Annotated in this window: 9 protein-coding genes; 7 read left to right on the forward strand and 2 right to left on the reverse strand. The window is 71.5% G+C overall.

Annotation, left to right across the window (positions count from 1 at the left end; translation table 11 throughout):
* The 4 genes from GSF22_RS23060 to GSF22_RS23075 all read left to right on the forward strand — a co-directional run.
* The coding region (locus GSF22_RS23060; protein ID WP_208815823.1) for an LPXTG cell wall anchor domain-containing protein at window positions 1-385 on the forward strand (385 nt) is incomplete at its 5' end.
* 4 nt (window positions 386-389) lie between these two features.
* Complete coding sequence (locus tag GSF22_RS23065) at window positions 390-1085, forward strand: class F sortase (protein WP_208815824.1); 696 nt, start codon at window positions 390-392, stop codon at window positions 1083-1085.
* A 196-nt stretch (window positions 1086-1281) separates the two neighbouring features.
* Window positions 1282-1950 carry a hypothetical protein gene (locus GSF22_RS23070; protein WP_208815825.1) on the forward strand — a complete coding sequence of 223 codons (669 nt, stop codon included), beginning with the start codon at window positions 1282-1284 and terminating at the stop codon, window positions 1948-1950.
* Window positions 1934-2644, forward strand: a complete 711-nt coding sequence (locus GSF22_RS23075; protein WP_208815826.1) for a class F sortase — start codon at window positions 1934-1936, stop codon at window positions 2642-2644. Before GSF22_RS23070 ends, GSF22_RS23075 begins: the two co-directional genes overlap by 17 nt.
* 126 nt (window positions 2645-2770) lie before the next feature.
* On the opposite strand, the gene GSF22_RS23080 is transcribed toward GSF22_RS23075, so the two are convergent.
* A complete protein-coding gene (locus tag GSF22_RS23080; protein ID WP_208815827.1) occupies window positions 2771-3067 on the reverse strand; it encodes a hypothetical protein in 297 nt (98 codons plus the stop codon).
* A gap of 260 nt (window positions 3068-3327) precedes the next feature.
* Between GSF22_RS23080 and GSF22_RS23085 the strand changes: the two genes are divergently transcribed.
* Together GSF22_RS23085 and GSF22_RS23090 are read left to right on the forward strand one after the other, a co-directional pair.
* Window positions 3328-4140, forward strand: coding sequence for a helix-turn-helix domain-containing protein (locus tag GSF22_RS23085; protein ID WP_307804241.1), 813 nt, complete (start codon window positions 3328-3330; stop codon window positions 4138-4140).
* Window positions 4131-4319 carry a DUF397 domain-containing protein gene (locus GSF22_RS23090; protein WP_208815829.1) on the forward strand — a complete coding sequence of 63 codons (189 nt, stop codon included), beginning with the start codon at window positions 4131-4133 and terminating at the stop codon, window positions 4317-4319. The genes GSF22_RS23085 and GSF22_RS23090 overlap by 10 nt, the downstream gene beginning before the upstream one ends.
* Before the next feature lie 143 nt (window positions 4320-4462).
* On the opposite strand, the gene GSF22_RS23095 is transcribed toward GSF22_RS23090, so the two are convergent.
* Window positions 4463-9514, reverse strand: coding sequence for an NAD-glutamate dehydrogenase (locus GSF22_RS23095; protein ID WP_208815830.1), 5052 nt, complete (start codon window positions 9512-9514; stop codon window positions 4463-4465).
* Window positions 9515-9810: 296 nt separating this feature from the next.
* On the opposite strand from GSF22_RS23095, the gene GSF22_RS23100 reads away from it, so the two are divergent.
* The gene (locus tag GSF22_RS23100) at window positions 9811-11781 is read left to right on the forward strand and encodes a penicillin-binding transpeptidase domain-containing protein (RefSeq protein ID WP_208815831.1); all 1971 of its coding nucleotides are present in this window, start codon (window positions 9811-9813) and stop codon (window positions 11779-11781) included.
* The last annotated feature ends 8 nt before the right edge of the window (window positions 11782-11789 follow it).

An 11789-nucleotide genomic window follows, 5' to 3' on the forward strand; every position in this document is an offset into this window, starting at 1 on the left:
CCCTATCCTCTGCTTTTTTTTTTTTTCTTTCAAGCAGAAGACGGCATACGAGGTGACGTCGAGTCTCGTGGGCTCGGAAATGTGTATAAGAGACAGGGTCCACTTCGGGTCCGACCCGGACTGGGGGATCCACATCTACTGGACCAGCTTCGAGGTGCCGGGGAACACCAGGCCGGGGCACTACGAGCTGCGGGGGTCCTGCGGTCGGGGTGAACTGATCGTCACCCCGCGCGGCCCGGTCGACGGCGGTGACGGCGGCTCGCTCCGCACCGGCACGGCCAGCGAGACCGGCCTGACCGCCGGTGGGGTCGGGCTGCTGGGGGCCGCCGCCATCGGCGGCCTGCTGCTGGTACGTCGTCGCCGCACCGGTGACCAGGTCGGCTGACCCGATGACGAGAGGAGCCGGCGGCCGTCCCGGGGCACCCTGGCGGGTCGCCGGCCCCCTGCTCGTCGTCCTGGTGGCCCTGGCCGGGGTGGGTCTCATCGGCCTGGCGGTCACCGCACCCGATCCGGTCACCCCGCCGCAGCCGGCCGCCGGGGCCGATCTGAACGCGCCGCTTCCCGCCCCGCCGACGGCGGCCGTCGACCCGGACCTCGCCGGGGGTAACGGACCCTCCGCCGATCCCGGCCTGCCCCACTCGGCGCCGGTACAGGTGACCATCGAGCGGATCAAGGTACGCGCCGACGTGCTCACGCTCGGCACCCGCAGTGACGGCAGCGTCGAGGTACCCCCGCTCAGCCGGGCGCACCTGGCCGGTTGGTACGGCCAGGGGCCGAGTCCCGGCGAGACCGGCAACGCGGTGCTGATGGGACACGTCGACTCGGCGGCCCTCGGGCCGGCGGTCTTCTTCCGGCTCGGTGAACTGGCCGCCGGGGACCGGATCCGGATCACCCGCCAGGACCGCAGCGTGGTGCAGTTCCGCGTCGACGAGGTGCGGTCGTACCCGAAGAAGTCCTTCCCCTCGGCGCTGGTGTACGGACCGTCCGACCGGGCCGGGCTACGCCTGGTGACCTGCGGCGGCACTTTCGACAGACAACGGAGCACCTACCTGAACAACATCATCGTCTTCGCCACCCGGGTCTGAACCCGTCCCTTCCCCGCCCGAACCGGGCCGATCCGCTCCAGACAGGAGGCAACAGCCGATAGACCCCCTACCACAGGTAACGACCGCCAAGACGAATTCAGGGCAAGTCACGGAAAAACCTGATGAAAGCTCATGAACTCGTTAACGTCGGTCGTAGCTCGCCAAACGCGAGCAATGGTCACAAGAGGGGGAAGTCATGGCAAAGAAGTTCCTCGGCAAGCTGGTCGTCGGCGCTGCCCTCGGCGGTGCGGCCCTGCTCGTCAGCGCGCCGGGCATCGCGCTCGCCGACCAGGCTCCGGCTCCCCACAAGTGGGGCAAGATCTACACCGAGCCGGCGACCGTGCACCCGGGCCAGCGCATCGAGATCGTCCAGGTCTGCTCCGAGGAGCAGGCGCACCCCAAGGCCTGGTCCAAGGTGACCGGCGAGGTCAAGCTGCACCCGGTGACCCACGACAAGGGGGAGCCCGGCGGCCAGCCGGGCGGCATGCCCGGTGGGGAACACAAGGGCGGCCGGCCCGGTGGCGAGACCGGCGGCGAGCACAAGGGCGGCCAGCCGGGCGGCGAGACCGGCGGCGAGCACAAGGGCGGCAAGGGTGGCAGCGACACCGGGCCGGAGCACAAGAAGTTCGTCTACGCCGGTGAGGCCCAGGTCGACCGGCACGCCCGCCCGGGGACGTACGAGCTGAAGGGCTCGTGCGCCGAGGGTGAGGTCGTCGTGGCCCCGCGCGGCCACGTCGAGGGTGGTGACGGTGGCGCGACCACCAGCACCGGCATGGCGGCCGGCGGTATCGGCCTGGTGGCGGCGGCTGCGCTCGGCAGCATGCTGGTCCTGCGGCGGCGCCAGGCCAATGGAACGCTGGCCTGATCCGGTGACGGGGGAAGTCGGCGGCCCACGCGGAGTTCCGCGTCGGGCCGCCGGCCTCGCGCTCGTCACCCTCTTCGCGCTGGTGGGGATCTTCGGTGTCGGCCTGGTGGTGGCTGCGTTCACCCGACCGGCTCCCCGGCCCCCGCAACCGGTGGCCGAGGCCGCCCCGACGCGGTACGCCCCGGCACCGGAGGCCGGAGGCCCGTCGGCATCGGCGGTGCCGGTCGCACCGGTCGGCCTCGACCGGTCCGACCCGACCCGGGTACGGATCCCCCGGATCGGCGTCGACGCGGACATCATGTCGCTCGGGGTGAACGCCGACGGCAGCATGGAGGTGCCGTCGCTGAAACAGGCGGACCGGGCCGGCTGGTACCGGTTCGGACCGAGCCCCGGCGAGATCGGCAGTTCGGTCGTCGTCGGACACGTCGACTCGAAGGAACTCGGCCCGGCCGTCTTCTTCAAGCTCGGCGCGCTGCGCCCCGGCGACACCATCCAGGTCAGCCGCAAGGACGGGAAGGTGGTGACGTTCACGGTCGACGGGGTGAAGGCTTTCCCGAAGGCGTCCTTCCCCACCGACCTGGTCTACGCCACCACACCCAACGCCACGTTGCGCCTGGTCACCTGTGGTGGTGCCTTCGACAAGAAGAAGGGCACCTACCTCGACAACGTGGTCGTCTTCGCCAGCGTACGGTGAGCCGTCGCCAAGAAGCCGTCGCCGACGGGCCGGCGGGGCAGGTGGGAAGGGCCCCGGTACCCCTGGTTGCCGCCAGCGGTACCGGGGCCCTTCCGTTCGGTTGGGCTCAAGGTCGGGGAGGCTTCCTCACCCCGGCCGGTGCCGGTGCGGCACCCAGCCCAGGAAGCGGTCGAACATCGCCTGCGGCGACGGACCGTCCGCGGGGTTCAGCCGGTACAGGTCGCCGACCGCCTCGTGAAGCAGCCCGCAGAGATAGACCGAGAGCGTGACCAGGGTGTCCGCGTACTCGGCGGTCAGGTGCAGTCGGGCCCGGGCACACGGCCAGGGGTGCCCGCAGGCGCGGCAGCACCAGATCGGTCGCAGCGGGCTGTGCGGCGTCGTCGCCCCGACCGGGTCCGGCGGACCCGCCACATCGTCCTTCATCGGTCCTCCCGTGCTCGTCCCCCGGCCGGCGTCCGGGCTGCGCCATGTCCCTTCCGCAGCAACCCGGACACCGGGTTCCGGGGGCGTGGCGCCGGAGTCGGGACCGGGGGAGTCGGAAGTCCCCGGCGCCACGCCGTCACAGTCTGCTGAGCGAACCGACACGTACGGAAGTATTGGCTGCTGGTGCTGGCGCAGCGCGGGCCCGACCACGGCCACGCGGGGCGACCGGCGACACCCCTGACCGATGTTGTGGAGGAAGTGTGGCGAGACGACCGGTCCCCCCGACCGCCGACCTGATCCGCGCCCAGCTCCGCCGGCTGCGCACCGTGGCCGGGCTGAACCAGGAGGAGTTCGGCAAGCTGGTGCACTACTCGTCGTCCAAGGTGTCCGCCGTGGAGCTGGGTCAGCACCCGCTCGACGAGGCGTTCCTGGCCCGCGCCGACGCCGTACTGGACAGCGGCGACCTGCTGGTCTCCCTGCTGGAGCTGGCCCGGCGGGACGGCGCGCCGTCCTGGTTCCGGCCCTGGCTGGACGCCGAGCGGGCCGCCGAGCAGCTCTTCTGCTGGGAACCGTCGCTGATCCCCGGGCTGCTCCAGACCCCGAACTACGCCCGCGCGGTGCTCCGGCTCGACACCACCCTGGCCGAGGCCGAGGTGGACCAGCGGGTGGCCACCCGGCTGGACCGGCAGGCCATCCTGGACCGCGCGCAACCCCCGCAGTACATCGTGGTGCTGGACGAGTCGGTGCTGCGCCGCTGCGGCGAGGGGTTCACCCTGCTGATGGCCGAACAGCTCGGGCACCTGCTGGCCTGCGCCGAGAAACCGCACATCAGCGTGCACGTGGTGCCGGCCGACGCGGTGCTGCACCTCGGGCTCTCCGGCCCGTTCACGCTGGCCCGCTCGACGGCGGGCGGCTGGGTCGGCCACCTGGAGCACCAGCTCGGCGGGATACTCATCGACAACGATGAGGAAGTGGCTAGGCTGATACAGATCTGGGAGAGCGTCCGCAACGACGCGCTCCCCCGCCGGCAGTCGATCGACCTGATCAAGGAAGTGGTGGAGACATGGAGCTGACCGGAGCCCGGTGGCGCACGTCCACCCGCAGCGGCTCAAGCGGCGGCAACTGCGTCGAGGTGGCCGACAACCTCCCCGGCGTCGTCGCCGTCCGGGACAGCAAGGACCGGCAGGGCCCCGTCCTGCGCTTCACCCCGGCGGCCTGGCGGGCCTTCGTCGCCGGCACCGCACGCCCCTGACCAACCCCGGGGTCCACTCACGAACGTGATGCCTCCCAGGCATTTTTATGCCTGGGAGGCATCACGCACATCACGACGGCACGGCCCCGATCCGAGCCGGCCGGACGATCGGCGTCCGACCGGCTCGCGGACCCGCCAGCCGGTCAGGCGGCGGCCGAGGTCCGGACCAGGGTACGGATCTGCCGCAGCAGCACCGACAGGGCAGCCAGGTCCGCCCGGGACTCGTCGAACTCCCCCATCGCCCGGTGCGCCCGGCTGATCGAAGTGGCGTTCGACTGCTCCCACTCCTGCACCCGGTCGGCCGCCGGCAGGTCCGCCGGAGTCGAGCCGAGCACCTCGGCGGTGAGCGCGGCCAGGGCCGCGTACAGGTCGTACCGCAGGGCCATCCGGGCCAGGGTCTGCCAGCGGTCCTCCCGGGGCAGCAGGGAGATCTTCGACAGCAGCGAGTCCACCCGGAACCGGTCGGAGAGCACGAAGTAGACCGAGGCCACCTCGCCGACGTCCCGCCCGGTCTGGGCCGCGGTCTCCACCACGTCCAGCAGACCGAAGCTGTACATCAACCGGGTCGACGTCTCGGCCAGCTCCCGGGGCAACCCCCGCCCGGCCATCATCTCGATGTGCTCGGCCAGCGCCTCCCGCTCCGCGCCGTAGAAGAGGTTGCCCAACTCCGGCAGGAGCCGGGACACGCCGTCCCGCAGCCGGGCGATCTCGGCGGGCACGTCGATCGGCGAACGCCGGTTGGTCACCAGCCAGCGCACCGCCCGGTCCAGCAGCCGCCGGCTGTCCAGGTACACCGTGGTCTGCAACTCCGGTGACACCCGGTTGTCCAGCGCCTCGACCGCGTCCCACAGCTCCCGCAGCCCGAAGACCTCCCGGACCACCACGTACGCCCGGATCACGTCCGCCGCCGACGCCGCGGTCTCCTCGACCACCCGGTAGATGAAGGTGATCCCGCCCCGGTTGACCGCCTCGTTGACCAGCACCGTGGTCACGATGTCCCGGTTCAGCCGGTGCTGGCCCATCCGGTCGGCGTACCGCTGGCGCAGCGGCGTCGGGAAGTAGTTGGTGAGGACCTCCGTCGTCCACTCCTCGTCCGCCAGCCCGTCAGCGAGGATCTCCCGTTCCAGCGAGATCTTGACGTACGCCAGCAGCACCGCGAACTCCGGCGCGGTCAGCCCGGTGTCGGTCCGGACCGCCAGCTCCTCGTCCGGCGGCAACGCCTCCAGCTCCCGGTTGAGCACCCCGGAACGTTCCAGATCCGTGATCATCCGGCGGTGCACCGGCAGCAGCGACGCCGCCTGGGCCTGCGCGTTGTTGAGCGCCCGGGCCTGGTCGTAGTTGTCCCGCAGCACCAGCTCGGCGACCTCGTCGGTCATCTCGGCCAGCAGTTCGTCCCGCTCGGGCACGGTCAACTCGCCGTCGGCGACCGCCGTACCGAGCAGGATCTTGATGTTGACCTCGTGGTCGGAGCAGTCCACCCCGGCCGCGTTGTCGATGAAGTCGGTGTAGATCCGGCCGCCCGACTGGGCGTACTCGATCCGGCCGACCTGGGTGAAGCCCAGGTTGCCGCCCTCACCGACCACCCGGCAGCGCAGGTCCTTGCCGTTGACCCGGATGGCGTCGTTGGACTTGTCGCCGACCTCGGCGTTCGTCTGGCTGGACGCCTTCACGTAGGTGCCGATACCGCCGTTCCAGAACAGGTCCACCGGCGCGGTCAGGATGGCCCGCATCAGTTCCGGCGGGGACATGCTCTCCACCCCGTCGTCGAGGCCGAGCACCGCCCGGACCTGCGGCGTGATCGGCACCGACTTGGCGGTACGCGGGAAGACGCCACCCCCGGCCGAGATCAACTCCTGGTCGTAGTCCGCCCACGACGAACGCGGCAGGTCGAACAGCCGCCGCCGCTCGGCGTACGAGGTGGCCGCGTCCGGCGACGGGTCCAGGAAGATGTGCCGGTGGTCGAAGGCGGCCACCAGCCGGATGTGCTCCGACAGCAGCATCCCGTTACCGAACACGTCACCCGACATGTCACCCACGCCGACCACGGTGAAGTCCTGGGTCTGGGTGTCGTGCCCCAGCTCCCGGAAGTGCCGCTTCACCGACTCCCAGGCGCCCCGGGCGGTGATGCCCATCTTCTTGTGGTCGTACCCGGCGGAACCACCGGAGGCGAACGCGTCGCCCATCCAGAAGTTGTGCGACACCGAGATCTCGTTGGCGATGTCGGAGAACGTCGCGGTGCCCTTGTCGGCGGCCACCACCAGGTACGGGTCGTCCCCGTCGTGCCGGACCACGTCGACCGGCGGCACGATCTTCCCGCTGACGATGTTGTCGGTGACGTCCAGCAGACCGGAGATGAACCCCTGGTAGCAGGCGACCGCCTCGTCCCGGTCGCCGGGCTTCTGCTTCAACACGAAGCCACCCTTGGCGCCCACCGGCACGATCACCGCGTTCTTTACCATCTGTGCCTTGACCAGGCCCAGCACCTCGGTCCGGAAGTCCTCCCGGCGGTCCGACCAGCGCAGGCCACCCCGGGCCACCGCCCCGAACCGCAGGTGCACCCCCTCGAACCGGGGCGAGTACACGAAGATCTCGTACTTCGGGCGCGGCTGCGGCAGGTCCGGGATCGCCTGCGGGTCCAGCTTGAACGCCACGTACTCCTTCGGCCGGCCGTCCGTACGGCGCTGGAAGAAGCTCGTCCGCAGGGTGGCCTGGATCACCGTCAGGTACGACCGCAGGATCCGGTCCTGGTCCAGGCTGGACACGTCGTCCAGGGCCTGCCCGATCCGGTCCACCAGCTCCCGGGCCCGCTGGTTGCGCGCCTCGGCGGTCAGCTCCAGGGTCGGCGAGAACCGCACCTCGAAGAGCTCCACCAGCAGCTGTGCGATCGACGGGTACGCGATGAAGGTCTGCTCCATGTAGTCCTGGGAGAAGACCGTGCCGGCCTGCCGCAGGTACTTCGCGTACGCCCGCAGCACCACCACCTGCCGCCAGGTCAGTCCGCCCCGCAGCACCAGCTCGTTGAAGCCGTCCACCTCGGCCTCGCCCCGCCAGGCCGCCGCGAACGCGTTCTCCACGTGCGGGCGCACCTCGGCCAGGTCCTGGTGCCCCTCCGGCAGCCGCAGACCGAAGTCGTACAGCCAGATCCGGCCGTCGATCCGGTCCACCTCGTACGGGTGCTCGTCGACCACCCGGACGCCGAGCGAGTGCAGCACCGGCAGCACCGCCGAGAGCATCATCGGCTCGCCGTACCGGTACACCTTGAACCGCACGTCCAGCCCGTCGGTGTCCACCGCCCGCCCCAGCCGGGGCGCCTGCTGCCGGCGGAACAGGTGCATCTCCAGCTGGCCCGGCTCCTCCAGCAGCTCCAGCTTGGCCAGGTCCTTCATCGCCTCGTACGGCGTGTGACCGTCCTTGTAGCCCTCCGGGAAGGCGTCCGCGTACCGGGTGAACAGGTGCTTGGCCTGCTCGTCGCCGAGCTTGCGTTCCAGCACCAGCCGGTAGTCGTCGTCCCACAGCCGGGTCGCGTCGGCCAGCTCCTCGGCCAGCAGGTCGGCGTCCACCTCACCGGGCGGGGCGGCCGGGTCGGTCCGCACGATGAAGTGCACCCGGGCCAGCATCGACTCGGTCACCCGGGTGGTGTAGTCCACCCCGACCCCGTTCAGCTCGCGGAGCAGGATCTCCTGCATCCGCAGCCGGTTCTGCGTGGTGAACCGGTCCCGGGGCAGGTAGATCAGGCAGGAGATGAACCGGCCGTAGCCGTCCCGGCGCAGGAACAGCCGCAACTGCCGGCGCCCCGCCATCCGGAGCACCCCGATCGCCGCGTGGTACAGGTCGTCGGTCTTGATCTGGAACAGCTCGTCGCGCGGGTACGTCTCCAGGATCTGGAGCAGGTCCTTGCCGGAGTGGCTGCGCTCGCTGAGCCCGGACCGTTCCATCACCTCGGCGACCTTCCGGCGCACCACCGGCAGTTCGCGTACGCTGGTCCGGTAGGCGGCGGTGGAGAACAACCCCAGGAAACGCCGCTCACCGATCACCTCGCCGGCCTCGTCGAACACCTTGAAGCCGATGTAGTCGAGGTAGGCCGACCGGTGCACGGTGGCCCGGGAGTTCGCCTTGGTGATGATCAGCAGACGCTTCTCCAGCGCCTTCTGGTACGCCTCCGGGGTCATCGAGGACAGCGCCCGCGCCTCCGGCCGGTCGGCCCGCAGGATACCCAGCCCGGTGCCGAGCACCGCCTCCAGCGCCTGCTCGCCCCGCTCGTCGGCGGCCAGCCGGTACTCCCGGTAGCCGAGGAAGGTGAAATGCTCGTTGGCCAGCCAGCGCAGCAGCTCGACCGAGTCGGTGATGTCCTTCTCCGGCACCGGGGGACGGTTCTCCGAGGTACGCGCCGCCGACAGCTCGTCGGCCAGGGACAGCGCCCGCTGGCGCATCTTCGGCCAGTCCTCGACCGCCTCCCGGACGTCGGTGAGCACCCGCTGCAACTCGCGGCGCAGGTTGTCGCGCTCCTCCTGGTCCCGGACCGGGTCGATCTCGATCCGCATCCAGCTCTCGACGATGTCGCCGTCGATCGCGTCGTCCGGTTCGACGTCCGCGGCCACCTCGGTCAGCCGGCCCAGCGGCTCCCGGCGGACCACCACCAGCGGGTGCACCAGCAGGTGCAGGTCGAGGTGGTGGGCGGTGAGCAGGGCGGTGACCGAGTCCACCAGGAACGGCATGTCGTCGGTGACGATCTCGACGACGGTGTGCTGCTGCTCGGCGTCCGGCTCGTGGATGCGCAGCTTCAACTCGCCCGGTACCCGCTGCTGGGCCAGGTCCCGGTGGGCCCGGGCGGCGGAGAGCATCTCCTCGGCGGTGAAGCCGATCAGCTCCTCGTCCGGCGCGAACCGCCAGAACCGGTCCACCAGGGTCGCCGCGTCATGGTCGTCCCCGGCCAGGGCGACCGCCTGGGCGACCAGGCGTTCGGCGTTCGGTACCGGCTCGTCGAGTTCGGCGTCCTCCGCGTCGTCGGCGAGCGCCTCGGGCGGCAGGCCGAGATCGTAGAGGGTGTCCAGGCTCGCACCGGAAACTCCGGTCACGCCACTGTGCAGGCGGCTGCCGACGCCATCGCCGTCGGTCGCCGCATCGAAGCTGTCGTCCCGGCTGGTGTCGACCTGCCGGAGATCGGGTCCCGGTTTGACTGCCGGACGCCGGTCCATCGGTGCCACTCCCCTCGACCCACCACGCTGTGGGTCACTCGCCGCTCAGCCTAGGCCCTCCCGATCACCTTGCCCCTCGGCGGACCACCAGCCGAGACGTACGGTTCCGGACTATGGCCGTTCTCCCGTTGTGGTACGGGGCCGGGGCAGGACGGGAGTACCCCTACCCGGCAGTTTCCTCACCTGATCCCGGGAGACGGTTTCGTCGCACCCCCGGTGCGACAGGGACAGCGGTCGGGGCCGAACCCGTACTACCGTCGGTTCCGGCCGGTACGGGGACGAAAGGATGGCCGAGCATGCGTGAGGTGTACCCGATCCGTCGGCACCGCCCGACCCGGCGGCGCGCGGCGCGGCTGCCGGCCGCGTTGACCTGCCTCGCGCTGGCCGGTACGGCGCTGGTCGGCTGCTCGCGGGGGGACGGGCCGGAGGAGAGCGTGGACGCCTTCCTGGCCGGCTGGCGCTCCGGGGACCTGAACGCGGTAGGGTTCCGCAACCCGGCCGGCGACCGGCTCTCCGCCGAGGAGGTGACCGGGCAGCTCCGGGAGCTCACCGGCGGGCTGCCGAAGAGTTCACCGGAGCTGAAACGGACCGGCGGGGCCACCGTCACCGGGAACACCGCGAACGCCACCATCCGGGTCGAGTGGTCGCTCCCCGGCGACGTCACCTGGGGGTACGACCGACCCGTCCGGCTGGTCCAGGGCGGCGACGACCGGTGGCAGGTCATCTGGGAGCCGCAGCTGGTGCACGAGGGGCTGACCAGCGGGGACCGGCTGGCGGTCCGCCGCGACCCGGCACCCCGGGCGGCGGTGCTCGACGCCGCCGGTACCCCGATCGTGGCACCCCGCCCGGTCGTGGTGGTCGGCGTCCAGCCCAACCAGGTCGAGGATCCTGCCGCCCTGGCGCGCAACCTGGAGGCGGCGTTCCGGGCGGTCCGGCCGGCGCTGAACCCGCCGGTCGACCTGACCGACCTGCCGAAGCGGCTCGCCGCGGCCGAGCCGGGCGACTTCGTCGAGGTGGTGACCCTCCGCCGGGAGGCGTACCTCCAGATCAAACCCCGGATCTACGACTACGCCGGGACGAAGTTCCGCGAGGAACAGCGGGACCTCGCCCCGACCCGCGAGTTCGCCCGGGCCGTGCTCGGCTCGGTCGACCCGGCGTTCAAGGAGGACCTGGCCGCCAAACCGGATCTCTACACGGCCGGTGACCTGGTCGGCCACGGCGGGTTGCAGGGTCGGTACGACGAACGGCTGCGCGGCCGGCCCGGGCTCAGCGTGGTGGTCAACCGCAAGGGGCCGGAGGGTGAGGTCGCCCCGACCGGGACCGAACTGTTCCGGGCCGAGCCGAAGGCCGGTGAGCCGGTACGCACCACCCTGGACGTGGCGACGCAGAACGCCGCCGACGGCGCCCTGCGCGCCGAACGGCGACGGGCCGCCCTGGTCGCGGTCCGGATCAGTGACGGGGCCGTGCTCGCCGCCGCCAACGGTCCCGGCCCGGCCGGCGAGAACCTCGCCTTCACCGCGCAGGTCCCGCCCGGCTCCACCTTCAAGATGGTCAGCGCGCTGGGCCTGCTGAACGCCGGCGCGGTCACCCTGGACGGGCCGGTCCCCTGCGAGAAGACGTTCACCGTGGACGGTCGGTCGTTCAAGAACTCCGACAACTTCGCCCTCGGTACGGTGCCCTTCCGGGTCGACTTCGCGAAGTCCTGCAACACGGCGTTCGCCGCGCTCGCCCCGAAGCTCGGCCCGGACGGGCTGGCCGAGGCGGGCCGCTCGCTCGGGCTGGAGGGCAGGTGGGACCTCGGGCTGGACGCGTTCACCGGCCGGGTCTCCACCGGCGGGTCGGCCGCCGAACGGGCCGCCGCCGCCTTCGGGCAGGGCACCACCCAGGTCAGCCCGCTGGCCATGGCGGCAGCCACCGCGGCGGTCGCCCGGGGCCAGTGGCAGCAGCCGAAGCTCGTGCTGGATCCGGCGCCGGCCCAGCCCGCCCCGGCCGGACCGCAACTGTCGGCCGGGTCGGTCGGGCCACTGCGGACGATGATGCGCGAGGTGGTCACCCGGGGCACCGCGACGGCCCTGGCGGACGTACCCGGCGGGCCGGTGCACGGCAAGACCGGCACCGCCGAGTACGACGACAACCCGGCCCACACCCACGCCTGGTTCGTCGGCTGGCAGGGGGACGTGGCCTTCGCCGTCTTCGTGGAGCAGGGCGGATCGAGTACGGCGAGCGCGGTCCCGGCCGCCGAACGGTTCCTGCGCGCCCTGCGCTGATCCCGCCC

Origin of the sequence: Micromonospora echinofusca, from assembly GCF_017614955.1 — a bacterium.
Taxonomy (GTDB): domain Bacteria; phylum Actinomycetota; class Actinomycetes; order Mycobacteriales; family Micromonosporaceae; genus Micromonospora; species Micromonospora echinofusca_A.

Excerpts from the sequence above, each read along its gene's own strand:
- GSF22_RS23065 (WP_208815824.1), top strand. The coding sequence starts at position 390 with ATGACGAGAGGAGCCGGCGGCCGTCCCGGGGCACCCTGGCGGGTCGCC.
- GSF22_RS23070 (WP_208815825.1), top strand. The coding sequence starts at position 1,282 with ATGGCAAAGAAGTTCCTCGGCAAGCTGGTCGTCGGCGCTGCCCTCGGC.
- GSF22_RS23075 (WP_208815826.1), top strand. The coding sequence starts at position 1,934 with ATGGAACGCTGGCCTGATCCGGTGACGGGGGAAGTCGGCGGCCCACGC.
- GSF22_RS23080 (WP_208815827.1), bottom strand. The coding sequence starts at position 3,067 with ATGAAGGACGATGTGGCGGGTCCGCCGGACCCGGTCGGGGCGACGACG.
- GSF22_RS23090 (WP_208815829.1), top strand. The coding sequence starts at position 4,131 with ATGGAGCTGACCGGAGCCCGGTGGCGCACGTCCACCCGCAGCGGCTCA.
- GSF22_RS23095 (WP_208815830.1), bottom strand. The coding sequence starts at position 9,514 with ATGGACCGGCGTCCGGCAGTCAAACCGGGACCCGATCTCCGGCAGGTC.
- GSF22_RS23100 (WP_208815831.1), top strand. The coding sequence starts at position 9,811 with ATGCGTGAGGTGTACCCGATCCGTCGGCACCGCCCGACCCGGCGGCGC.